This window comes from Paraburkholderia bryophila (assembly GCF_013409255.1).
In the GTDB taxonomy this organism is placed as follows: Bacteria; Pseudomonadota; Gammaproteobacteria; order Burkholderiales; family Burkholderiaceae; genus Paraburkholderia.
Genome location: NZ_JACCAS010000001.1, coordinates 1,746,416 through 1,769,106, shown reverse-complemented (window position 1 = coordinate 1,769,106; position 22,691 = coordinate 1,746,416). Strand labels below are relative to the sequence as shown.

The window sequence follows — 22,691 nt, the reverse complement described above, 5'->3', positions numbered from 1 at the left end:
GGCGGAATTTTCTACTGCTCGACTTCGTCGTCCGCGCCGCCTTCGTCGCCGTAGGCGCTCAAGCGGTTGTACAGCGTTTTGAGACTCACGCCGAGCGCTTTCGCCGCACGTCGTTTGTCGCCGCCGCAATATTTGAGCGTGCCGAGAATGATCTGTTTTTGCGCGTCCGCGAGCGGTGTACCGATCCACACGCTCATCGCATCGCCCTGCGTCACCGGTTTTTTCACGCGCGACGCGAGATGCGGATGCGGCAATTCGACCGTCTTCTCCGCGAGAATGAACGCGCGATACACCGCGTTTTTCAGCTCGCGCACATTGCCCGGCCACGACCAGGTGCGCAGTGTTTCGAGCGAGCGTTTGCTGAAGCTTTTGCTGGCCGACTCCTGCTGGTTGAGCAGCGCGAGAAAGTGCTGGGCGAGCAGTTCGCGATCGCTCTCGCGCTCGCGCAACGGCGGCGCGCGCAACGGGAAAACCGCGAGGCGGTACATCAGATCTTCGCGCAGCCCGTTCTCTTTCACGGCCACGGCCGGATCGCGATTGGTCGCGGCGATCACGCGCACGTTGCCGCTGATCAGGTCGTTGCCGCCGACGCGGAAGAACGTGCCGGTCTCGAGTGCGCGCAGCAGTTTGACCTGGCGCACCGGCGCCATTTCGGTAATTTCGTCGAGGAACAGCGTGCCGCCGTTCGCGTGTTCGAAATAGCCGACGCGGCCCTGCACCGCACCGGTGAAGCTGCCTTTTTCATGACCGAACAGTTCGGCTTCGATGAGCTCGTCGGGAATCGCGCCGCAGTTCACGGCGACAAAGGGCATGTCCTTGCGGCTGCTTTGATCGTGAATCGTGCGGGCGATCAGCTCCTTGCCGGTGCCGGATTCGCCGATGATCAGCGCGGTCGCGTCGGTGCCGGCCACGCGTTCGATCTGCTCGTACAGATCGAGCATGACCGGCGACGAGCCGTATAACAGCCCGTACGATTTGAGTCCCGCGATGCCGTCCGCGACGCGCTGCTTCGCCTGTGCCGAAGTATTGCCGCCGGCGGAGACGGGCGAGTCCAGATCGATTGACGCCATAAACGGGGAGTCCTGTGCAAAGAGTTGCGTTGTTGCGGCGCGCAGGCCTGAAACGAGATCGGCCGCGACGGCCAATATCTCACAAAGGTCGATTTAACCACTTCGACGCCGCTTCCGGCAAACGATGTGACGGTCGCCGAAAACACTTTGCGCACGCTCGGTCGAAAGTGCCTGACGCGGATTCGCATGCATCGTGTACAGGCAAAGTTACCGGGCACGGCGTTTGCGCTTAGTACCCGACACGCGTGTGCTTTTGCACCATCCATTGAAGCAGGGCGAGCGTGGCGCTGGCCGTTCGCCAGCCCGCACAGGCGCGGGAATCAGCGGGAAGCAGCGGGAAACAGCGGGAAACACCACGCCAACGCCGAACTCAGACCAGGAGTGAATGATGACTGACACCACGCAACAGCTTGCACTCGGCGGGCAGAAGATTGTCGACGATCTGCGGGTGCTGCTGAAGGACTCGGAAGAGATGCTGCGGCTTGCCGCCAATGTACCGGGCGAGGGCGTCGATGCGCTGCGCGACAAACTCGGCACCCATGTCGAGACGCTGCAGTCCGCGCTCGGCGACGCGCAGCAGAACGCCCAGCGGCGTTATCGCACGGCGACCGTCAAAACCGAACGCTACGTGCGGCATAACCCGTGGCGCTCGATTGGCATTGCCGCAGGCGTAGGCTTCGTGCTGGGCGTGCTGGCGGCACGCTAAGGCGCGGCACGCTATCTGTTCGCTTTAAGACCATAAGGAGTTCACGATGGGACGACCCAAGATCGGTATCTTCGGCGCGCTGATGGCGCTCGGCGGCTTTCTCGCGGTTCGCTACGTGCAGCAGCGCAACCGCGCCGCGCAGGGGCCGGCGGCGCGTGAGTTGAGCCGCTGGGAAGGCGAGGGCGGCGCTGTCGCGGCGCCGGTTGCGCCGGCCGCCACGGTGGCGGCGGCCAATCCGGACACGCATGGTGCGCATGGCACCAACGGCGCGGCGCATCCGAACGGTCACGACGCCGCCTGGCCGTTTCCGCGTAGTTAGGCCGCGCGCCGCCGGGGCAGGGACAGGGCGAGATCGATAGCGGCGAAGACGGGCTTAGCGTGCTTGCCAGCGAGATGACGAGGCGCACCGTTTTGCCCGATGGTGCAACCTGGAGGTGCAAGGTGCGCCTTGCTAAACTGTCTCGATAAAGCTTTATAATGGGTAAATCAACAACAATGACAGCGGCTTTTCCGTACTTTTGCCGCCAATTGTTGCAGTATTGAATCAAGTTGCCGGTTTGGCAGAGTGTGCGAAGTTAGCGTGTGCTTACGTCGCAGCACTCTGCGTCGCTGCCGGGCGCAGCGCCGCCGAGCCGCTTTTGGACATGCGTCCCAGCATGTTTCTCCACTCACGCTTGCAGCCTTTCGAGACGCGATGCCACATGTACTGATTGTCGACGACGACGCGAGTACCCGCGAGGCGCTTTCCGCCATCATCGGGGAAGACGGTCTGACCACCGCCACCGCGGGCGATTTGCGCGAAGCGCGCATTCAACTGGTCCGGCAGATGCCGGACGTCGTCTTTACGGACTTGAAGCTGCCCGACGGCCTCGGGGTCGATCTGTTCGAAGATCTGGACCCGCGCTCCGGCGTGGAAGTGATCGTGATTACCGGTCACGCGACGGTCGAGTCGGCGGTGAACGCGCTGAAAATGGGCGCCACCGACTATCTGGTCAAGCCGATCAACATGCAGCGCGTGAAGGCGATTTTGTCGCGCCTGCCGCGCGCCGGCGACCTGAAAGCGGAAATCGGCACCTTGCGAGGCGAGCTGCGCCGCATGGGCCGGTTCGGCCTGATGCTCGGCAATTCGCCGGCCATGCAGGAGGTCTACGACCAGATCGGCCGGGTCGCGCCGACGGCGGCCTCGGTCATGCTGGTGGGCGAATCGGGCACCGGCAAGGAAGTCGCCGCGCAGACGCTGCACCAACTGAGCTTGCGCCGCAAACACGCGTTCCTCGCGGTCAACTGCGGCGCGATCTCGCCGAATCTGATCGAGTCGGAAATGTTCGGCCACGAACGCGGCTCGTTCACCGGCGCGGACCGTCAGCACAAGGGCTATTTCGAGCGCGCGAACGGCGGCACGCTGTTCCTCGACGAAATCACCGAGATGCCGATCGAGTTGCAGGTGAAGCTGCTGCGCGTGCTCGAAACCGGCATGTTCATGCGGGTCGGCACGACCAAGGAAATCGAAACCGACGTGCGGCTGATCGCGGCCACCAACCGCGATCCGGAGCAGGCCGTGCTGGAAGGCAAGCTGCGGCTCGACCTGTATCACCGGCTGAACGTGTTTCCGATCAGCCTGCCGCCATTGCGCGATCGCGGCAAAGACGTCGAGTTGCTCGCGCAGGCGTTCCTCGACGAACTCAACGAGCGCCATGCCACGAAGAAGCATTTCCCCGCCGCCGTGAAGGAAATGCTGATGTCGTATCCGTGGCCGGGCAATGTGCGTGAGTTGAAGAATTACGTGCAGCGCGCGCACATCATGTCGGGCACGGATTCGGACAGTACCGCGACGGTGCCGCTGCAGATCACGCTGTCGAAGCCCGCGGCCGGCACGGCGATCACGATTCCGTTTGGGACGTCGCTCGCCGAAGCGGATCGTCAACTGATTCTGGCTACGCTCGAGCAATGTGGCGGGGTGAAGACGCGTGCCGCCGAGATTCTCGGCATCAGCTTGAAGACGCTGTACAACCGTCTGGTGGAGTACGGCAATGATGCGCGGGACGACGGCGACGCCGCCGATGAATCGCGCGCGCTGGGCGGCGCGGGCGCTTAAGCGCGGACGCCACGCTCATTCATCAGCCTACGGGAGTGCGCCGCTGACGGCACCACGACGGCACACGCCTTGCTGCGATCCATTCGAACGGAACGCAAACGAGGATAACCACTATGCCGGACACCACCGCCGCTCCCGCGCTTCCCCTGCCGAAGCACGCTCACCGTCCCGAGCCGATCGAACCGCCGTCGGCGCCGCCGATTCCTCCGCCCACGCCCGGCGAGCCCGACACGGTTCCGAGTCCGGCGCCGCCTGCCATCGAACCCATCGAACCGGTTGGCCCGCCGATTGGCGACCCGCCGCCTCAACCCACGCAAACGCCACAAGCCAGTACGCGGCCGCCGTCCGATTCGCGGCGCATGCAACTCTGACACGCTTGGTGCGCTGCGCCACAGTTCGGCGCGGTGATTTTATGTACTTGTTACAAAGCCGACGAATCTTTTACCGGCAATTTGCCGTCGTGACCCCTAGACTGTATTGATGCCGCTTATCCGGCGGCGGGCTTCCCCTGGAGGCATCGAACATGAGACATCCAGCACTGCGACGCTCAGCGCGCCATACGAAGCGCGATGCCCGGCCGGGCGCCAGCAAGAGCGGTCCGCCCGATAATCTGGCCGATGGTTCGGCCGATTCGCCGCCGTCGCACGATCCGGCCGCGCAGAACCGCGTCGCGCCCGACGCCCCGCCGGACGGCGAGCACAACCAGGGCGGCGTGCGTCAGGAAGGGCTGGAGTATCAGCGCGATCTCGGCTCGGAGCAGGATGCGTAGGGCGGGTTCGGGCCGCGTCGGCGGCCGACAGCAGCGCTTCCTGTTTCCTCATACAAAGCAGAAAAAATTTCTTCGCGGCGCGCTGGCGTTGCGCGTTTCTGCTCGTTCGTCACATTTGCATACATTTTTATTTCCAACATCTCATAAAAAGGCACGCGACTTGCATGCACCTTTTTGGCACATATCCGACTACAACGAAGCAACTGAACCAGGTGGAGCATTAACCAATGAGCAGACTGATCGTGGTATCGAATCGTGTTGCACCGACCCAGGAAGGCCGGCCCGCAGCGGGTGGCCTGGCGATCGGCGTGCTGGACGCGTTGAAGGAAACCGGCGGAGTCTGGTTCGGCTGGAGCGGCGAGACGGTGGCGGAGCCGTCCGCTCCCGTGATCGAGAAGCAAGGCAATGTGACGTACGCGACCGTGGGTCTGACCAAGCGCGACTATGACCAGTACTACCGCGGCTTTTCCAACGCGACGCTGTGGCCGACGTTCCACTATCGCAATGACCTGTCGCGCTACGACCGGCAGGAATACGCGGGCTATCAGCGCGTGAACGCGACGCTCGCGAAGCAACTCAAGGAGTTGCTCAAGCCCGACGACATCATCTGGGTGCACGACTATCACCTGCTGCCGTTCGCGCGGTGTCTGCGCGAGCTGGGCGTGAAGAATCCGATCGGTTTTTTCCTGCATATTCCGTTTCCGGTGCCGGAGGTGCTGCGCACGATTCCGCCGCACGAGGAACTGGTCAAGGCCATGTGCAGCTACGACGTGGTCGGCTTCCAGACGGAAGCGGATCGTCAGTCGTTCGTCGATTTCATTGAGCGCGGTCAGCATGGCACGTCGAGCGAAGACGGCATGGTGCACGCGTACAACCGCTTCCTGAAAGTGGGCGCGTATCCGATCGGTATCTATCCGGATGCGATCGCCAAGGCCGCCGAACAGTTCACCGATCGCAAGCCGGTGCGCAGCCTGCGCGACGGCATGCGGGGTCGCAAGCTGATCATGAGCGTCGACCGGCTCGATTATTCGAAGGGGCTGGTGGAGCGCTTCCAGGCGTTCGAGCGTCTCCTGCTGAATGCGCCGGGTTGGCACGGCCGGGTGTCGCTGGTGCAGATCGCGCCGCCGACCCGCGCGGATGTGGCCACCTATCAGCGGATTCGTCAGACGCTGGAAGGCGAGGCCGGCCGCATCAACGGTCGCTTCGCGCAGCTCGACTGGACGCCGATCCAATACCTGAACCGCAAGTACGAACGCAATCTGCTGATGGCGCTGTTCCGGCAATCGCAGGTGGGGTATGTGACGCCGCTGCGCGACGGGATGAACCTCGTCGCCAAGGAATACGTCGCGTCGCAGGATCCGGCCGATCCGGGCGTGCTGGTGCTGTCGCAATTCGCCGGGGCGGCGGAACAGTTGCCGGGTGCGCTGGTGGTCAATCCGTTCGATCTGTCGCAAATGGCCGAGGCTTTGGAGCGCGCATTGTCGATGCCGCTCGCCGAACGCCAGGCGCGTCACGCCGACATGATGGCGCCGATGCGCGAGAACAATCTCTCCGTGTGGCGCGATACGTTCCTCGGCGATCTGCGCAATGTCGCGACCGCTTCTTCGGTGACGGCCAAAGCGGTAAAGCTCGCTGACGTGACGGCATCGTCGTCGTCGTGACCGGTGGATGACGGCACGCAGGCTGATCACGTCTGATAAAGATTGACGGGCGAAAACAGGAAGGGCGCGGATCGCATGTTGCGATTCGCGCCCTTCCTGCATTGGCATTAGCGAGCCGACTGCGAGCGGGCTTCAACCCGCCGATAAGAACCTCACGCCGGTTGCGCGCTCATCCGCTGTCTGACCCGCAACGTACTCACGACGGCGGCGACCGCCGAAAAACCCGCGGCCACATACAGCGCGACAGTCGGCCCATTCTGCGGCGCAATGCCGAAGATCAACGCGACCAGCGCCGCGCCGAGCGTCTGCCCGGTCAGGCGCGCGGTGCCCAGCATGCCGCTCGCGCCGCCGCTGCGCTCGCGCGGCGCGGCCGACAACATGGTGCGATTGTTCGGCGACTGAAAAATGCCGAAGCCCGCGCCGCACAAGGCCATGCGCCACGCGATCTGCATGGCGTCCGGATGTGCGCCGAGCGTGGCGAGCAGCAGCAGGCCGACGGTCATCGCGGCGAGCCCCACGCCGCCCAGCCAGCCCGACGACACCTTGTCCGACAGCACGCCGGCAATCGGCGCGGCGATGATGATCACCGCCGGCCACGGCGTCATCAGCAGACCGGTTTCCACCTGCGACAAACCCAAGGTCTCCTGCAGCAGAAACGGCAGCGACACGAAGGCCAGCATCTGCGCGCAGAACGAACAGACTGACGTGCCGATCGACAGCGCGAACACGGGAATTTTCAATAGATCGATCGGCAACAACGGCGCCGACTGCGTCAATTGACGACGCACGAAGAAGTAGCCGATCACCACTGCGCCGACCGCTTCGAGCAGCACGTAGCCGAGTTGTTCGCCGTGGCCGAGTCCGTCGACGGCGAAGATCAGCAGGCCGAACACGAACGCGTTCATCACCGCGCTCAGGTAGTCGTAGGGCGATTCGTGGCCGGGGTTCATCGGCAGCGCCTTGAAGCCGCCGACGATCGCCGCGATGCCGATCGGCACGTTGATCGCGAACAGCCACGGCCACGACGCGACGGCGAGCACACCGGACGCGATGGTCGGTCCGATGGCGGACGACACCGCGACCACCATCGCGTTGATCGCGACGCCGCGGCCGAGTTGCGCGGGCGGATAGATCATGCGCACCAGCGCGGTATTCACGCTCATCACGCCGGCCGCGCCGAAACCCTGGACCACGCGCGCGAGCGCGAGGGTGTTCAGCGAAGTCGACAACGCGCAACCGAACGACGCCATCGTGAACAGGATCAGCCCGCCCAGATAGATGCGCCGGTAGCCGATCCGGTCGCCGAGCGACGCGAGCGGCAACAGCGAAATGGTGATGGCCAACTGATACGCGTTGACCACCCAGATCGAGCTGGCCGCGCTGGCGTGCAGCGTGCGCGCGATCGTCGGCAGCGCGACGTTGGCGATTGCGCTGTCGAGCACCGCCAGTGTCAGGGCGAGCGCGATCACCAGCATCGCCCAGTAGCGCTGCGGAATCGGCAGGCCTTGTTCGGTGCTGTCGGAGAGCGGTCGGGTGGGAGCGGGCGTTGCGTCTGGCGGAGCGCCGTCTTCGCGCGATGGTTGTGCGTGCATCGATTGTTCGAATGGGGGATGAGACAGAGCACGCGACTGACCACCCGCGTTGCCCGCCTGTGCCGGACACGCCGGTGTCGATTCGCTACGTACGCGACCGGCGCCGCAAAGCGCACGCCGGCCGCGCGTTCGTCGCGTTACTTCAGTTCGTACAGACCGGTGTGCGTGGTCGAGTCGAGTTCGTTCAGATGCGTCATGAAGCGCGCGACGGCGTTGGTGGTTTCCGCGTCGATCGGCAGATGCGGCACCTTCAGCGCGTGCAGACGGAAGATGTAGCGATGCGCCCTGTCGCCCCGCGGCGGCGCGGCGCCGCCGAAGCCGGCCGTGCCGTAGTCGTTGCGCAGTTGCAGCGCGCCTTGCGGCAGCAGCGAGCCGTCGGCTTTACCGGCATCGCGCGGCAGCGTGCGGGCGTCGGCCGGAATGTTCACCACGACCCAATGCCAGAAGCCGCTGCCGGTCGGCGCGTCGGGATCGTGAACGGTGAGCGCGAAGCTTTGGGTGTCGGCCGGCGGTGCGTCCCAGTGCAACACGGGCGAGATGTTTTCGCCGTCCACGCTGAACGCTTTGTCGTGATACTCGTGAGCTTTCGGCATGAAGCCGTTGGTGGGGAAGTCGTCAGACCAGAGACGGAAATCAGCCATGATGTGTCTCCCTAGTGAGTGGTTCTACGCTAGTCGGGGTGGGTGCTCTGGTTGCCGCGTGACGCTTGCGGCAATCGCTGAAACAACGTGCGACGAGTCCCCGGGTTAGCCAATCGAGTGTATCACCGGCAGCGCAGGGATTCGCTCCAGTCCGCCAGACTACAAGCGGCTTTCAGCCGCGTTCCTCAAAGTTCGGCGCGTCGCTCTTCAACCACGCCGCCAGCCGCTCCAGCACGCCCGCGATATCGCGATTGGCGCCACGCAATGCGCATTCCCACACCACCGCGACGCGCCAGCCGTCGGCGAGCAAGGCCGCGCTCACCTTGTCGTCGTTGCTGCGATTGCGGCCGATCTTGTCGCGCCAGAATTCCGGCCGGGTTTGCGGCCATTTGAAAAGATGACAGTCGTGGCCATGCCAGAAGCAGCCGTGCACCAGCACCACGGCGCGGTAACGCGGCAGCACGATGTCGGGACGTCCCGGCAGATCGCGCGCGTCCAGACGGAAGCGGAAGCCTTGCCGGTGCAGCAGGCTGCGGATCAGGATTTCCGGTTTCGTATTGCGGCCGCGGATGCCGGACATCATCCGGCTGCGGGTCGCGCTATCGACGATATCGACCATCTTCAGACGCGCCCGCGCCGGTCTTCATCGCAGGGCGCCGCGAACAAGTGGTCAGGCGTACAGCGAGAGGGCTTGCTTCGAACCACGGGGCGCCTCCTCGGCGAGCAGGGTTTGCACGTGCGGCAGCATGATGCGCGCCACTTCGCGCATGACGGGCATGACGACGCTGTTGCCGAACTGCCGGTAAGCCTGGGTGTCGCTGACGGGGATTCGGAAGGTGTCGGGAAAGCCCATCAGCCGTGCGCATTCGCGCGGAGTGAGGCGGCGCGGCCGCAGCGACTCGCCCTGATAGACCAGGATCTCGGAGCCATCTTTGTGATAGCGCGCCGACAGCGTACGCGTGACGCTATCCGGATACGCCATGCCGAAGCCGAAACCATTACCCGCCGCACGGTGTTTTTCCGCGTAGTTCTGCAGGTAGGTCCACAGGTTCGACGTGAGCGTGTACTTCGGCTGGACGCGTTTGGCGGCGTGATCGAAGAAGCGGTCGTGGTCCCACGGCAGCACCGGTTCGCTGCCGTCCGTGCGATGCAGGATCGAGCCGAGCCGAGGGCCGTGTTCCGGCAGGCGCAGGTCGTCCCACGAGAACGAGGTCTTGCCGCGAAAGCCGACGATGAGGATCCGCTCCCGATGCTGCGGCGTGAAATGCTGACCGTCGATCACGCGGTAATGCACTTCGTAGCCGAGTTCGTCGCGCAGGGTTTGCAGGATCACGTCGAACGTGCGGCCTTTGTCGTGCGACAGCAGGTTCTTCACGTTCTCCAGCAGAAACGCGGCGGGGCGCTTGGCCGCGATGATGCGCGCGACGTCGAAAAAGAGCGTGCCTTGCGTCGTGCATTCGAAACCGTGCGGCCGCCCGAGGGCGTTTTTCTTGCTGACGCCGGCGATCGAAAACGGCTGGCAGGGAAAGCCGCCGAGCAGCACGTCGTGGCTCGGCACGTCTTCGGCCGGAAACGACACGATGTCGCCGATCAGCGCATGCTCGGCGCCGTCCGGATAGTTCTCGCGATACGTCTTGGTGGAAAAGTCGTTCCACTCGCTGGTGAATACGCACTCGCCGCCTTGCGCTTCGAAACCCATGCGAATGCCGCCGATACCCGCAAACAGATCGACGAAGCGAAACTGGGCACCGCCGGTGGTTTTGCGTGCGTTACCGCCGTCGACTCGCGCGTTGCCTTGCAGCAGATCGCGCAAGGCCGGCTCCAGCATCGCAGGACACGGAGTCGCGCCTTTTTCCCAGCGGCGCACCGTCTTGATGTCTTTGCCGACGTGCGCGGCGATTTCGCGTTGAGTGAAGCGGGCGCGCGCCTGTCGGAGCAGTTCGAGCGGTGCGGCGAGGGTCACGGAAGTCCTTGCTGGGAATTTTTGCGGACATTATGACCTAAGGTCGTCCCTTTTTCCCTGTTTTCGGCGCAGAGCGGCAGAAAATTTCGACTGTCGACGATGCGTATCGGCTAAACGCGGCTGTCACGGTTGGACGTGTACGCTACCGAAGCGACGCGAACTCCCTGCGTGGCGACGTGTTGAGGCCGCGGCACGGTTCGCGGCCTTTTTTTATCGGCGGGCGTGATGAAGGGGGCGGCGGGCGAAGGGCCGGCTGGGCTGAAATACAAGCGGGGCTCAGACTTAGACGAGGCGGCGCTCAACCTCAAACGAGGCGGCTGTTATCGACGGGATAAGGCGGCGGGAACAGAGCGGCGACGGCTGGCGTGAGCGTGTCCCAGGCCAGTTGCGGTTCGGCTGCGAACTGATCGAGCTGGAGCAGCAGGCTGTCCACCGAGCACAGTTGCGCGTGGGAGAGATAGCCGGTGTCGAGCAGCGTGTACAAGCGCTGGCGCCAATAGGCGGGAGGCAGGATCGGACCGCCGAGATCGCCGTGTAAAGAAAGCCGCATTGCGCGCGAAATGTGCGCGATATCCCGGTCGACCAGCGCGGCCTGGGATGAACCCGTTAGCGTGATGAATGTGCGGTCCATGGCACCTCCTTCGCAGCTTTACGGCAGGCTGGGGCGAATCTTTAGACCTTTTCGATTATTTTTTGGGCGTCGCGCGTTGCCCGAAAAAGCGCGTTCCCGGCGGCGGGCATACCCGTTGCTCGATAGGGATACTGGCGTAATCTCGCGCCGGCATTCGAGATAAAGGAGCCGATCATGAACAAGGATCAGGTGAAGGGTGTGGGCGAGCAGATCAAGGGGAAGGTCAATGAAGCCGTCGGTAAGGCGACGAACAACCCCGGCAAGGAACTGAAGGGCGACTTGCAACAAGGTGCGGGCAAGGTGCAGAAGGCCTATGGCGATGCGAAGGAAGACGCCAAGGACAATGCAAAGCGCAACGCGCCGTAGTCCGGTTTGCTGTGCTGATTGTCGATGGATCGGAAAGGCGCTTCGGCGCCTTTTCCGTTTCGGGTTGCAGACGGGCTGTACGCAGCTTGCGGCGTCTGGCGGATTCCGCCTGGGAGTAACCCGCAGTGAGGCTTGGGAGTGTGTCGCGTGTGGTGTGTCGCTATTAGACTCGGGAGATCCAACCCGGAGATCGCGCCCATGACACCCGAAAAATTGCTTTCGACGTTCGAACGGCAGTACCTGGAAGGCAAAGCGCCGGTCGATCTGGAGCAGACCTGCGCGAGCTACGCCTCGTGGCTGGCCGCGGCATGGGAGCTACTCGACGGTGAGCAGAAGACGTTGCTGCTGACGGTCGGCGCGGCGTTGTGGCGGGAAGGCTATAACTTGCGCGCCGGCACGGCGACCAAGGACTTGTGGTGAGCTTTCTCGCGCGCTCGAGCGGAGCTTTGCCGCTCGCGTGACAAGCCTGGTTTTGCGCCGACCATCACGCTAAGCAATAGGTGCTGCGCGGAAGACCTGCAGCGCTTGAGCGCTTCCGCACGCGTTGCGCCGAGTCGGTTTATATTTGGCGGTCGCGCAATCTCGCGGTCTCGCGTTGCTGAGATTTCGATGCCGGTCTTCAAGGCTCGGACTGACTCGAACTGACTCGAACTGACTTGCGACTTCGATTTGCTCTCCTGCGTTGCTCAACTCTCGTACAAGGCTTACATCGTCCCATGACCGATCTCTCCGATTTTCCGATCACGAAGAAATGGCCTGCCGAGCATCCGGATCGGATTCAGCTCTATTCGCTGCCGACGCCCAACGGCGTCAAAGTGTCGATCATGCTCGAGGAGATCGGCTTGCCGTATGAACCGCATCTCGTGCGCTTCGATACGAACGATCAGATGACGCCCGAGTTTCTGTCGCTCAATCCGAACAACAAGATTCCGGCGATCATCGATCCGAACGGTCCCGGCGGCCGGCCGCTGGCGCTGTTCGAATCCGGCGCGATTCTGATCTATCTCGCGGACAAGGCCGGCAAGTTGATTCCGGAGGACATCGGCGGTCGCTATGAAGCGATTCAGTGGGTGATGTTCCAGATGGGCGGCATCGGGCCGATGTTTGGGCAGCTCGGCTTCTTCCATAAGTTCGCCGGCAAGGAGTATGAGGACAAGCGTCCGCGTGATCGTTACGTCGCCGAATCGAAGCGGCTGCTCGGCGTGCTGGACCGGCAACTCGAAGGACGCGACTGGATTCTCGGCGACGCGTATTCGATCGCCGATATCGTCACCTTCCCGTGGGTGCGTAATCTGATTGGGTTCTATGAAGCGGGCGATCTGGTCGGCATCGACGACTTTGCGAATGTGAAGCGTGTGCTGGCGGCGTTTGTCGCGCGTCCGGCGGTGGTGCGGGGGCTGGATATTCCGAAGCGGCCTGCGTAATGGTTTTAGGCGGCCGGAGCGCGTTAGGCGCGTCCGGCCGTGGTCTCTCACGGTCTCGCGCGTTCTGCGCGGACTTTCTACTCCCTCGCGAACTTCCCCTCCTGTCGAATTGACCTCGCGTCGTCGCCTGGCCGTCGACGTTTCATCCGTGGTCTTTTCCACAAGCCTCGTCCGTCCGCCGCATCGTTATTTTCGCGCGCTGGACGATCGGTGCCTTTTTATAGCTTCCCGGTCATTGATGCTGATTTTTGCGGCATCGAGAATTTGCCCGTCGATGTCGCCGCATTCGCGGCGCTCGTATCGAGACGACAGCATTCCGGGAGACACGCAATGCAATTTGAACTCAACGGCCGCCCGTTTTCCTTCGACGGCGACGCGCAGACGCCGCTGCTGTGGGTGATTCGAGACCACGCCATGCTGTGCGGCACGAAGTACGGCTGCGGGATCGGCGCTTGCGGCGCGTGCACGGTGCATCTCGAAGGCGACGCGGTGCGCTCGTGCGTGCTGCCGGTTTCCGCTGTGGCGGGTAAGTCGATTCGCACGATCGAGGCGCTGTCGCCCGATGGCACGCATCCCGTGCAACGCGCTTGGGTCGCGAAGGACGTGCCGCAATGCGGCTACTGTCAATCCGGCATGGTGATGGCCGCGGCCGCATTGCTCGCGCAAACCCCCAAACCGACCGACGCGCAGATCGATCAGGCGATCACCAATCTGTGCCGCTGCGCCACCTATCAACGCATCCGCGAGGCTATTCATGTCGCCGCGGAGAACTGACGCGATGCGCGGCGCACCGGGCGTCGCGGCCTCGGCCAGCCGGCGCGTTTTTCTGAAAAGCGGGTTGGCGATCGCGGGCAGTTTCGTCCTGCCGTTGAGCTTCAGCGAACTCGCATGGGCCGGCGAAGGCGGCGCACCCAGTTATGAGATCAACGACTGGGTGCGTATCGACGCGAGCGGCCACACGGTGATCGGCCTGTCGCAAGCGGAGGTGGGGCAGGGTGTGTACACCGGCTTGCCGCAAGTGCTTGCCGACGAAATGGATGCGGACTGGCGCAACGTCACGGTGACCTTCGTGACCGGCCGCGACGCCTATCGGATCGATGCCGCCAACGAGATGCCGCAGCAATTCGTCGGCGCTTCGATGTCGGTGACGATGTTCTACGAGCGCTTGCGGATTGCCGGCGCGCAGGCGCGGGCCGCGTTCATCGAAGCCGGCGCGCGCCGCTTCAAGGTGCGCGGCACGCAATGCACGGCCGCCAACGGTCAGGTCATCCATATTCCGAGCGGCCGCGCGTTGAGCTATGGCGAACTGGTGGCGGAGGCGGTGAAGATCCCGTTGCCTGCGCATCCCCGGCTCAAGCCCGCGTCGGCGCATACGCTGATCGGGCAGCCGTTGCACAAGCTCGATGCGCCCGCCAAGGTCAACGGCTCGGCACAATTCGGACTCGACGTTCACGTGCCCGGCATGCTGACCGGTGCCGTCAAAATGGCGCCCACGCTCGGCGGCAAACCGCTGCGCGTCACCAATGCCGACACCGTGCGAAAGATGCCGGGCGTGGTCGATACGGTGCTGGCGAAAGATGCGCTGATCGTCGTCGCCGATACGTATTGGCAGGCGAAGCTGGCATGCGACGCCGCGCAGGTGGAGTGGGATACGCCGGCGGGCGGTCCGTTCGACAGCGCGACGATTCTCGACGAACGCAAGGGCGCGCTGCAATCCGCGCACACGGTCGTCGCGACCTGTCTCGGCGATCCGCAAGCGCGCTTCGCGGACGCCGGGCAGAGCTCGGCTGTCGTCGTGCAAGCCGACTATCACACGCCGTATCTCGTCCACGCGACCATGGAGCCGGTCAACGCGACCGTGCACGTGCGCGACGGCGAGGTCGAAGTGTGGGGGCCGATCCAGGGGCAGGACAAGGTGCGCTGGACCATGGCCGCGATGTTCAAAGTGCCTGCGGCGAAAGTGATCGTCAACACCACGTTTCTCGGCGGCAGTTTTGGCCGCAAGTATGTGCCCGACTTCGTCGTGCACGCGGCGGTGGCCTCGAAAGCGGTCGGGCGTCCGGTCAAGGTGATCCGTTCGCGCGAAGACGACATTCAACACGGTTTCTACCGTCCTTGCGCGTCGGCGCGTATGCGCGCCGTGCTGGGCAAGGATGGCTTGCCCACGGCGCTGCACGCGCGGGTCGTCGGCCAGTCGCTGTACAAGTCGATCAAACCCGACTTCTTCGACAAAGCCGGCGGCTGGGATGAAACCATGCTCGACGGCATCTACGATCTTTGCTACGGCGTGCCGAATCTGCTGGTCGATTCGCTGCACGTGCCGCAGCCGATTCCGGTCAGTTTCATGCGCAGCGTCGGCAGCACGTCGAGCGTGTTTTTTCTCGAGAGTTTCATCGACGAATTGGCGCACACAGCGGGAATCGATCCGCTGCGCTACCGGCGCGCGCTGCTGCGGCACGACCCGCTGAGCGTCGCGGTACTCGACCATGCCGCGGCGCGAGCCGACTGGTTCGGCAAGAGCGCGCCCGGCTTGCACCGCGGTATGGCGTTCTGCCTCTATACCGGCCGTGGCGGCGCATTTACCACCTATGTCGCGACGATCGTCGAACTGCGTCTCGTGCACCGGCAGGTGAAAGTCGAGCGTGTGGTGTGCGCCGTCGACTGCGGCCGGCCGATCAATCCGATGCTGATTCAGGAAGCGATCGAAGGCGGCATCGGCTTCGCGCTCACCAACACGTTCAAGAGCGAAATCACGTTTGCGAAAGGCGCCGTCGTGCAAAGCAATTTCGCGGACTATCCGCTGCTCAATCTCTCCGAGATGCCGAAGGTGGAAACCGTGATCGTGCCGAGCGATCGCGCGCCGCAAGGTTGCGGCGAAGTCGCGTTGCCGCCGGTTGCGCCGGCGGTGGCCGCCGCGCTGTTTCGCGCCATGGGACAGCGCTTGCGTTCGATGCCGCTGCCTCAGCGCTTCGACGTTTGAGTTTCCAGGCAGCCGGGCGCTGCCGTCGACTGTTTTCCCCACTTGTTGAAGAAGGCCTTATGAAAAGAACCACTTTGCTGGTTGCATTCGCGTGCGCTGCCGTTCACGCGCACGCAGACACCGATTTCACCCGCGCGCGGGCGCTGGCCGGCGAGCATGCCTGCCTCGGTTGTCACGCGGTGGACAAGAAGCTCGTCGGCCCCGCCTATCACGACGTGGCCGCGCGTTATAGCGGCCAGAGCAATGCCGCCGCGTTGCTCGTCAAGCATGTGCAGCAGGGCAGCGCGGGCGTGTGGGGCAATGTGCCGATGCCGCCCAACCGGATCGACGCCGCCGACGCGCGGCTCCTCGTCAACTGGGTGCTGGCGGGCGCGCCCGATCACTGAGGTCGCCGCGCCGCGCCCGCGAACTCGCGGGCGTGCCTAACGGGCTGTTTCAATCGACGGATCATCGGCAGTACCAGAGCTGTTCAAACAGCCTTGATGATTCGGATGGCTAATTTAAAAGAGGTTTGGAAATGAGAAACTATCTTGCGGCAGCGTGTCTGCTCGGCGTAGCGAGTCTGGCTCATGCGCAGAGCAGTGTGACCTTGTACGGAATCGTCGACACCGGCGTGCAGTATTACAACCATGCGGCGACCGGCGGCTCGGTCGTCGGCATGCCGGCGCTGACCGGCGAAGTGCCGTCGCGCTTCGGCTTGCGCGGCGCTGAAGATCTGGGCGGCGGCACGCAAGCGTTCTTCCAGTTGGAAAGCGGTTTTGCCGCCGGCACCGGCGCGCTGAACTACGGCGGCCGTCTGTTCGGCCGTGCCGCGAACGTCGGCATCAGCAGCCCGTACGGCACGCTGACGCTGGGGCGCCAGATCAACATGTCGTATTACGCGTTGCTGCAGGCGGACGTGATCGGCCCGTCGATTCATTCGATGGCGAGCTTCGACACCTATTTGCCGAATGCGCGTAGCGACAATGCGATCGGCTACCTCGGCAAATTCGGCGGCTTCACGCTCGGCGGCACCTACAGTTTCGGCCGCGACGCCGCTGGACCGGCGGGCCCGTCCGCGACCGATTGCGCGGGGCAGGTGGCCGGCAACTTCATTGCCTGCCGCCAGTACACGGCGCTGGCCGCCTACGATTCGGCGCACTTCGGCATCGCGGCTTCGTATGACGTGATGCGCGGCGGGACCGGTGCGTCCGCGCCGTTGACGAACAGCGCGTACACCGATACCCGGACCATCGTCGACGCTTACGTCAAATACGGCGCCGCGAAACTCGGCGGCGGCTGGGAGCGGCGCAACACGTCGGCGGCGGTTCACAGCCAGACCGATCTGTTTTTTGTCGGGGTGAACTATTTCGCGCTACCGGCGCTTTCACTCGATACGCAAATGGTGCGATATAACGTTAGAAGCGTATCCGACTCGACGCTGCTTATCGCGCGCGCGACCTACTTTCTGTCGAAGCGCACGTCGGTGTATTCGTCGCTCGGTTATATGCTCAACAGCCAGAAGGCCGCCGCGCCGGTGGCTGCGGCCGGCACCGTGCAAACCGGCGCCGATCAGCTCGGCGTGATGGTCGGCATCCAGCAGCGCTTCTAGCATGAGGCGAGCGGCGGGTGCAGCCGGCATGCGGACGACGCGGTGCCCGCAAGGGAGGGACGAACCGATGGATTTGCTGAGCGATGTCCTGTCCGACTTGCGGGCTGATACGGTCGTGACCGGCAGATTCTCGCTGGCGGCGCCGTGGGCCTTCAACAAGCCCGCGGTAGCCGGCGCGCCGTTCCGCACCTGTTCGGGCAATCCGTTCTATATCGTCGTCAAGGGGATGCAGCCCGTGCGGGTTGAACCCGGCGACTTCGTGCTGCTGCCGCACGGCCACGAGCATGTGATGTGCTCGGCGCTCGACGAAGTGCCCGTGCCGTTCGACGAACTGATGGCGAGCCAGGGCATCGAGCCGCGCTTCGATACGCCGTTGGCTTTTTCGGCGGGTGGCGAGGGCGCGTTGAGCGAGTTGTACACGGGCATCGTCGTGTTTCGCGAGTCGATGCGCAATCCTTTTCTCGGCATGCTGCCGCCACTGATTCACATTCGTTCCGGCGATGCCGCAATCGCGCCGTGGCTTGCCAATACCTTGACCAGCTTCATTCAGGAATCGATGGAGGCGCAGCCCGGCTGGGCGATGGCCGCCGCGCGTCTTGCCGACGTGCTGTTCATTCATCTGTTGCGCGCGCACCTGTCGAGCAGCACCGGCGGGCATACCGGCTGGTTGCGCGGCATGGCCGATCCGCAGATCGGTCAGGCGATGGCGCTGATCCATCGGACGCCCGCGAAGGCTTGGACGGTGGCGAATCTCGCGACGGCGGCCGGTATGTCGCGCTCGGGGTTCAGCGTGCGCTTTCTCGAGCTGGTCGGCGAAACGCCGATCGCGCATTTGACGGCCTACCGGATGTATCTCGCGGCGGGCGAGTTGACGCGTGGCCGCAGTCGGTTGATCGAGGTGGCGGAGCGTGTCGGCTATACGTCCGAGAAGGCCTTTGCGCGCGCGTTTCGGCGCTGGGCCGGGATGCCGCCCAGGGCGTATGTCATGTCCGCGCCGGATCCACTCGATCTGGAGCGGCGTGGTGGTCGATGAGGGTGCGATGCGGCGTCGGTGGTTGAGCGTGAAACCAAACCGCGCTCGATCGCTTTTCTCAGAGGGCTCGCACCCTCGACCGTCAAGATATGCACCGGGTTGTCGATATACTCTGCATACGTCAGCAGCGTGAGTGATTTTTTCTTCAGGACCTGCGTCGTCGCCAATTGTTGACAAGCTGTCTGCGGAGACTAGTTTGATTCTGAATCGACCATCCATCATCTGGCGGGCGATCGCTTTCGTGGCGGTTGTCTGTTTGTCCCTTGTCGCGCTCGATGGCTGGCGGAGCTGGAATGCGCGGTCAGTCCAATTGGGCGAAATGGACGTTGCTACCTCGAATCTCTCGCGGGGCATGGCGCAGCAGGCGGACGACACCTTCAAGGAAGCGGACACGGCGTTGCTGGGCATCGTCGAGCGCGTGGAGCACGACGGGACCAGCCCGGCCGCTCTTCGACGACTGCACGACATTCTGGTGACGCGCCGGCAGGAGTTGCCCCAGCTCGCCGGTCTGTTCGTCTATGACGAAAACGGCGTCTGGATCGTCAATTCCACGTCGACCCCACTTGAACGATTCAATAACGCCGATCGCGAATATTTTATCTTTCATCAACATTCCACTGATACGGGACCGCACATTGGCGTCCCGGTCGTCAGTAGATCGAGTGGCAAGTGGGTCATTCCCGTTTCAAGAAGAATCAGTAAGCCGGACGGTAGTTTCGGCGGAGTCGTGCTGGCGACCGTCGATATTGATTTCTTCAAGACGTTCTACGACAGTCTTCAGATCGGCAACGCCGGAGCCGTTGCCCTCGTATTGAATAGCGGCGAGATGCTGATTCGCCGGCCGTTCGATGCAAAACTGATTGGCAAAAGCATGCAGGGAACCGCGCTATACAGTTCCTACACGACGCAAGGCCCCGTCGGGACGGCTTTCATCAGGTCGGCGCAGGATGGCATCACGCGGCTCAACAGTTTTCGTGCTCTTCAGCATTATCCGGTCTTTGTGGCCGCAGCCTTATCCAAGGACGAGATTTTGCATGAGTGGTGGCGCGACACGCTTTGGCATTCCGCTGGCGTGCTGTGTCTTGTCTTCGTGGTGGGACTGTTCGGTTGGCACCTGATCCGGCAGATCGAACTGCGGACCCAGGCCGAAGCGGAACTGACCAGGACACACGCTTCCCTCGAAAAGCTGAATCAGACTCTTGAACGACTCGCGATGCAGGACGGCCTGACGGGGCTGGCGAACCGCCGCCAGTTCGATGTGTCGCTGCAGAACGAATTCAGCCGCGCCACGCGTCATGCGAGCGCGCTGGCACTGATCATGATGGATGTCGATTGCTTCAAGCAATACAACGACATCTACGGACATGCAGCCGGCGATGAATGTCTGCGAACGATCAGTCGTGTCATCCGGGACCTGACGGCCCGGCGTCCTGGCGATCTTGCCGCCCGCTATGGCGGAGACGAGATCGCGGTGCTGCTGCCGAACACGGACGTGGCGCATGCCGCCGCGATCGCGGACAAAATCTGCGGCGCTATTCGCGATCTGGAAATCGAACATGCGGGCGGCCCCGCTGGTTTTGTCACGATCAGCGCCGGGGTAGCCGCTCGGGTCCCGACTAGGGGCGCGAGTGAGCCTATGGAGCTGATCCTCGTTGCGGACAAGGCGTTGTATGAAGCAAAGATGAATGGACGCAATCGGGTACTCGCCGCCAAGGGGATTTCAAGCTCAGCCGCGAGCGATTAACCACCGCCGGGCTCAATGCTGCCCCGCGTTCATCAACGTCCAAAGCTGCCGCGCCGGCTTACCCATCAGCACGCGACTCATCACGCCGCTGCATCGCGCGCACGTGTACTTCTCCGCTGCGCGCTGACCTTCCTTCCGGGCGGCACCGTCTAGCAGCAACTCGTCGTGCGGCTCGGCTTGCTTAATTTTTATGCTATTTCAACTATTTGCACCTGAGCCCTTACAAGAATTCGCGCACCCCGTTATATTTCGCGGAATATTGCGAACCGCAATATTTCGTAACGGCAATTTCAATGACACCACCCTCCCGCTGCACCCTACGCATGCTTGCCGTCGTCTCGGCAGGCGTCGCCGCGACCGTCCCAGCCTATGCGCAGGATTCCGACGCTCAACTGACCCCGATCGTCATCACCGGCATCAAGCCCACTCCTTATCCTTCGTACCAGGTCGATCAGGCGGTCGTCGGGCCGCTGGGCAAGAAAAATCTGCTCGACACGCCGTATTCGATCAACATCATCCCCAAGTCGCTGGCTGAGAATCAGCAACTGCGCAGTGTGCAGGAGGCGTTCAGCTTCATCCCCTCGGTGCAGGGTCTGAATATCCGGCCTCAAACACGCGGCATGCAGGCCGGCGTGGTGCAGAACACGCGTATCGACGGCATGAACATCGCCGCGACGACCGATTACCCGATCGAGCAGTTCGACAGTATCCAGGTGCTGAGCGGCCTCGCCGGCGCGCTCTACGGACCGGCCAGCCCGGCCGGCACGTTCAACTACGTGCTCAAGCGGCCGACCGACCAGCCGCTGCGCGAATTCACGTTCGGCTACGAGTCGAATGCTTTGTTCACCGAGCGCGCGGATCTAAGCGGGCACTTCGGCAACGACGATCGTTTCGGCTACCGGCTCAACCTGCTCAACCAGAATGGCGAGGGTTATGTCTCGGGCAGCCGTCTGCGCCGGGACCTGGCGAGCCTGGCCTTCGATATCCGGTTCACGCCGGACACCCGGCTCGAAACCAACTTCAGCACCTACCATTACCTGGACACCGGCTTCCCTGGGACGTTCGCCCTGGCGAAGAACGTGTTGCTGCCCGCCGCGCCGAACCCGGCGACGGTCGGCTACGGCCAGTCATGGGCCGGCGACGACAACGTCACGAACATGATGAGCGCCACACTGAAGCACGACTTCAATCCGGACTGGCACTTGAGCGCCGGCGTGCAGCGCGAAACGAACGACCGCGCTTCGACCGTGCCGACGCTCACGCTCACCAACAACAAGGGCGCCTACACCGAAACGACGGCGACGACCACGTACAGTCTCGACCAGGTGATCAGCAATACGATCGCGTTGAACGGCCATGTCGTGCTCGCCGGCCTGACCCACGACGTGTTCGTCTCCACCACGGGCTTTTACTGGAATCGGTACACGCCTTATCAAACGGGTGCCATCACGCTCGGCACCGGCAACCTTAACAATCCGGGGAGTTTCGCCCAGCCGGCGTTGCCTGACTTCTCGAATCGCTACCGTTCCGTCAGCACGTTCCAGCAATCGATCAACGTTGGCGACACGATCGGTTTCAACCAGCATTGGTCGATGCTGCTCGCGGCCAGCCAAAGCTGGATCCACGCCGAGAACTACAACGCGAAAGGGACGATCACGAGCAAATATTCCGCCGACGGCGTCAGTCCGACGGTTAGCCTGATGTACAAACCGCAGGAGAACATGACCGCCTACCTCACGTATGCGGACAGCCTGCAGCAAGGCGATATCGCACCGTCGGGCACGGTCAACGCGGGCAATTCCCTCGCGCCGTACCGAAGCAAGGAATGGGAGCTCGGTTACAAGGTCGACATTGCGGGCGCGACGCTCGGCGCCGCGCTGTATCGCATCGAACGGCCGTATGCGCTGGTGGAATCGAACAATGTTTTCGCCGAAGGCGGCCAGCAGGTCAACCGTGGGATCGAACTGACCGCGACGGGCGCCGTGACCCGCGATCTCAACATCTACACCGGACTTTCGCTGCTGGATCCGCGTTTGCACAACACGGGTGTCGCAGCGACCAATGGCACGCAGATTCTCGGCCTGTCGCGCGTGGTGTTCGATGCCCTGGTGGATTACTCGGTGCCCACGGTTGCCGGCCTCGGCTTCAACGTCGACATGAACTATGCGAGTCGCCGCGCGGCCAACTATTCGAACAGCGACTACGCCGACGGTTACACGATCTTCAATCTCGGCGCGCGGTATCGCACGAAAATCGCCGCCAAAGCCGTGACGCTGCGGGTCGGCGTCGATAACGTCGCCAACCGGCACTACTGGGCCAACATCACGCCGGCCGGTCAGAGCGGTTACACCGGCAGCGATAGCGGCACCGCCACACTCGGCGCCCCGCGCACCGTTCGCGCGTCAATCCAGATCGACCTCTAAAC

The 22,691-nt window shown here is 63.3% G+C and carries 22 protein-coding genes; 16 read left to right on the top strand and 6 right to left on the bottom strand.

Annotation, left to right across the window (positions count from 1 at the left end; all coding sequences use genetic code 11):
• Window positions 1-11: 11 nt before the first annotated feature.
• Entirely contained in the window at window positions 12-1,070 is a 1,059-nt protein-coding gene (locus GGD40_RS07930; protein ID WP_179706129.1) for a sigma-54 interaction domain-containing protein, read from the bottom strand.
• Window positions 1,071-1,458: 388 nt separating this feature from the next.
• Here GGD40_RS07930 and GGD40_RS07925 point away from each other — a divergent pair, with 388 nt between their 5' ends.
• The 6 genes from GGD40_RS07925 (at window position 1,459) to otsA (ending at window position 6,301) form a co-directional block, all read left to right on the top strand.
• A complete protein-coding gene (locus tag GGD40_RS07925) occupies window positions 1,459-1,776 on the top strand; it encodes a DUF883 family protein (RefSeq protein WP_179708806.1) in 318 nt (105 codons plus the stop codon).
• A gap of 46 nt (window positions 1,777-1,822) precedes the next feature.
• Window positions 1,823-2,095 (top strand): hypothetical protein, encoded by a 273-nt coding sequence (locus tag GGD40_RS07920; protein WP_179706127.1) that lies wholly within the window; start codon window positions 1,823-1,825, stop codon window positions 2,093-2,095.
• Window positions 2,096-2,470: 375 nt separating this feature from the next.
• Window positions 2,471-3,871: a sigma-54-dependent transcriptional regulator gene (locus GGD40_RS07915; RefSeq protein WP_179743294.1), complete on the top strand. Its 1,401-nt coding sequence runs from the start codon at window positions 2,471-2,473 to the stop codon at window positions 3,869-3,871.
• 113 nt (window positions 3,872-3,984) lie between these two features.
• Window positions 3,985-4,242, top strand: a complete 258-nt coding sequence (locus GGD40_RS07910) for a hypothetical protein (protein WP_179743293.1) — start codon at window positions 3,985-3,987, stop codon at window positions 4,240-4,242.
• A 152-nt stretch (window positions 4,243-4,394) separates the two neighbouring features.
• Window positions 4,395-4,640, top strand: coding sequence for a hypothetical protein (locus GGD40_RS07905; RefSeq protein WP_179706121.1), 246 nt, complete (start codon window positions 4,395-4,397; stop codon window positions 4,638-4,640).
• A gap of 227 nt (window positions 4,641-4,867) precedes the next feature.
• Complete coding sequence (gene otsA, locus GGD40_RS07900; RefSeq protein ID WP_035552230.1) at window positions 4,868-6,301, top strand: alpha,alpha-trehalose-phosphate synthase (UDP-forming); 1,434 nt, start codon at window positions 4,868-4,870, stop codon at window positions 6,299-6,301.
• Window positions 6,302-6,453: 152 nt separating this feature from the next.
• On the opposite strand, the gene GGD40_RS07895 is transcribed toward otsA, so the two are convergent.
• The 5 genes from GGD40_RS07895 to GGD40_RS07875 form a co-directional block, all read right to left on the bottom strand.
• Window positions 6,454-7,893, bottom strand: a complete 1,440-nt coding sequence (locus tag GGD40_RS07895) for an MFS transporter (protein ID WP_179743292.1) — start codon at window positions 7,891-7,893, stop codon at window positions 6,454-6,456.
• A gap of 137 nt (window positions 7,894-8,030) precedes the next feature.
• Window positions 8,031-8,534: a YbhB/YbcL family Raf kinase inhibitor-like protein gene (locus tag GGD40_RS07890; RefSeq protein ID WP_179743291.1), complete on the bottom strand. Its 504-nt coding sequence runs from the start codon at window positions 8,532-8,534 to the stop codon at window positions 8,031-8,033.
• A gap of 172 nt (window positions 8,535-8,706) precedes the next feature.
• Window positions 8,707-9,153 (bottom strand): very short patch repair endonuclease, encoded by a 447-nt coding sequence (locus GGD40_RS07885; RefSeq protein WP_179706115.1) that lies wholly within the window; start codon window positions 9,151-9,153, stop codon window positions 8,707-8,709.
• Between the two features lie 51 nt (window positions 9,154-9,204).
• A complete protein-coding gene (gene dcm / locus GGD40_RS07880; RefSeq protein ID WP_179706113.1) occupies window positions 9,205-10,497 on the bottom strand; it encodes a DNA (cytosine-5-)-methyltransferase in 1,293 nt (430 codons plus the stop codon).
• 304 nt (window positions 10,498-10,801) lie between these two features.
• Entirely contained in the window at window positions 10,802-11,128 is a 327-nt protein-coding gene (locus tag GGD40_RS07875; protein ID WP_035552221.1) for a hypothetical protein, read from the bottom strand.
• A 174-nt stretch (window positions 11,129-11,302) separates the two neighbouring features.
• Here GGD40_RS07875 and GGD40_RS07870 point away from each other — a divergent pair, with 174 nt between their 5' ends.
• The 10 genes from GGD40_RS07870 (at window position 11,303) to GGD40_RS07825 (ending at window position 22,689) form a co-directional block, all read left to right on the top strand.
• A complete protein-coding gene (locus tag GGD40_RS07870) occupies window positions 11,303-11,494 on the top strand; it encodes a CsbD family protein (RefSeq protein WP_035552219.1) in 192 nt (63 codons plus the stop codon).
• 198 nt (window positions 11,495-11,692) lie between these two features.
• Window positions 11,693-11,914 (top strand): hypothetical protein, encoded by a 222-nt coding sequence (locus tag GGD40_RS07865; protein WP_179706109.1) that lies wholly within the window; start codon window positions 11,693-11,695, stop codon window positions 11,912-11,914.
• Between the two features lie 296 nt (window positions 11,915-12,210).
• Window positions 12,211-12,918: a glutathione S-transferase N-terminal domain-containing protein gene (locus GGD40_RS07860; protein ID WP_179743290.1), complete on the top strand. Its 708-nt coding sequence runs from the start codon at window positions 12,211-12,213 to the stop codon at window positions 12,916-12,918.
• 330 nt (window positions 12,919-13,248) lie between these two features.
• The gene (locus GGD40_RS07855) at window positions 13,249-13,692 is read left to right on the top strand and encodes a (2Fe-2S)-binding protein (protein ID WP_179743289.1); all 444 of its coding nucleotides are present in this window, start codon (window positions 13,249-13,251) and stop codon (window positions 13,690-13,692) included.
• On the top strand, window positions 13,673-15,898 hold the full coding sequence (locus GGD40_RS07850; RefSeq protein ID WP_257030372.1) for a xanthine dehydrogenase family protein molybdopterin-binding subunit: 2,226 nt from the start codon (window positions 13,673-13,675) through the stop codon (window positions 15,896-15,898). The genes GGD40_RS07855 and GGD40_RS07850 overlap by 20 nt, the downstream gene beginning before the upstream one ends.
• A gap of 59 nt (window positions 15,899-15,957) precedes the next feature.
• Window positions 15,958-16,284, top strand: a complete 327-nt coding sequence (locus GGD40_RS07845; RefSeq protein WP_179706100.1) for a c-type cytochrome — start codon at window positions 15,958-15,960, stop codon at window positions 16,282-16,284.
• 131 nt (window positions 16,285-16,415) lie between these two features.
• Window positions 16,416-17,489 carry a porin gene (locus GGD40_RS07840; RefSeq protein WP_179743288.1) on the top strand — a complete coding sequence of 358 codons (1,074 nt, stop codon included), beginning with the start codon at window positions 16,416-16,418 and terminating at the stop codon, window positions 17,487-17,489.
• 67 nt (window positions 17,490-17,556) lie between these two features.
• Window positions 17,557-18,522: an AraC family transcriptional regulator gene (locus GGD40_RS07835; protein WP_179743287.1), complete on the top strand. Its 966-nt coding sequence runs from the start codon at window positions 17,557-17,559 to the stop codon at window positions 18,520-18,522.
• Between the two features lie 199 nt (window positions 18,523-18,721).
• On the top strand, window positions 18,722-20,266 hold the full coding sequence (locus tag GGD40_RS07830; protein ID WP_179744899.1) for a sensor domain-containing diguanylate cyclase: 1,545 nt from the start codon (window positions 18,722-18,724) through the stop codon (window positions 20,264-20,266).
• 293 nt (window positions 20,267-20,559) lie between these two features.
• Entirely contained in the window at window positions 20,560-22,689 is a 2,130-nt protein-coding gene (locus tag GGD40_RS07825; protein ID WP_179743286.1) for a TonB-dependent receptor, read from the top strand.
• The last annotated feature ends 2 nt before the right edge of the window (window positions 22,690-22,691 follow it).

Coding starts and splice junctions, on each gene's coding strand:
- otsA (WP_035552230.1), top strand. CDS start 4,868: ATGAGCAGACTGATCGTGGTATCGAATCGTGTTGCACCGACCCAGGAA.
- GGD40_RS07925 (WP_179708806.1), top strand. CDS start 1,459: ATGACTGACACCACGCAACAGCTTGCACTCGGCGGGCAGAAGATTGTC.
- GGD40_RS07915 (WP_179743294.1), top strand. CDS start 2,471: ATGCCACATGTACTGATTGTCGACGACGACGCGAGTACCCGCGAGGCG.
- GGD40_RS07930 (WP_179706129.1), bottom strand. CDS start 1,070: ATGGCGTCAATCGATCTGGACTCGCCCGTCTCCGCCGGCGGCAATACT.
- GGD40_RS07870 (WP_035552219.1), top strand. CDS start 11,303: ATGAACAAGGATCAGGTGAAGGGTGTGGGCGAGCAGATCAAGGGGAAG.
- GGD40_RS07920 (WP_179706127.1), top strand. CDS start 1,823: ATGGGACGACCCAAGATCGGTATCTTCGGCGCGCTGATGGCGCTCGGC.
- GGD40_RS07860 (WP_179743290.1), top strand. CDS start 12,211: ATGACCGATCTCTCCGATTTTCCGATCACGAAGAAATGGCCTGCCGAG.
- GGD40_RS07835 (WP_179743287.1), top strand. CDS start 17,557: ATGGATTTGCTGAGCGATGTCCTGTCCGACTTGCGGGCTGATACGGTC.
- GGD40_RS07855 (WP_179743289.1), top strand. CDS start 13,249: ATGCAATTTGAACTCAACGGCCGCCCGTTTTCCTTCGACGGCGACGCG.
- GGD40_RS07890 (WP_179743291.1), bottom strand. CDS start 8,534: ATGGCTGATTTCCGTCTCTGGTCTGACGACTTCCCCACCAACGGCTTC.
- GGD40_RS07875 (WP_035552221.1), bottom strand. CDS start 11,128: ATGGACCGCACATTCATCACGCTAACGGGTTCATCCCAGGCCGCGCTG.
- GGD40_RS07845 (WP_179706100.1), top strand. CDS start 15,958: ATGAAAAGAACCACTTTGCTGGTTGCATTCGCGTGCGCTGCCGTTCAC.
- GGD40_RS07825 (WP_179743286.1), top strand. CDS start 20,560: ATGACACCACCCTCCCGCTGCACCCTACGCATGCTTGCCGTCGTCTCG.
- GGD40_RS07910 (WP_179743293.1), top strand. CDS start 3,985: ATGCCGGACACCACCGCCGCTCCCGCGCTTCCCCTGCCGAAGCACGCT.
- GGD40_RS07885 (WP_179706115.1), bottom strand. CDS start 9,153: ATGGTCGATATCGTCGATAGCGCGACCCGCAGCCGGATGATGTCCGGC.
- GGD40_RS07895 (WP_179743292.1), bottom strand. CDS start 7,893: ATGCACGCACAACCATCGCGCGAAGACGGCGCTCCGCCAGACGCAACG.
- GGD40_RS07865 (WP_179706109.1), top strand. CDS start 11,693: ATGACACCCGAAAAATTGCTTTCGACGTTCGAACGGCAGTACCTGGAA.
- GGD40_RS07850 (WP_257030372.1), top strand. CDS start 13,673: ATGTCGCCGCGGAGAACTGACGCGATGCGCGGCGCACCGGGCGTCGCG.
- GGD40_RS07840 (WP_179743288.1), top strand. CDS start 16,416: ATGAGAAACTATCTTGCGGCAGCGTGTCTGCTCGGCGTAGCGAGTCTG.
- GGD40_RS07905 (WP_179706121.1), top strand. CDS start 4,395: ATGAGACATCCAGCACTGCGACGCTCAGCGCGCCATACGAAGCGCGAT.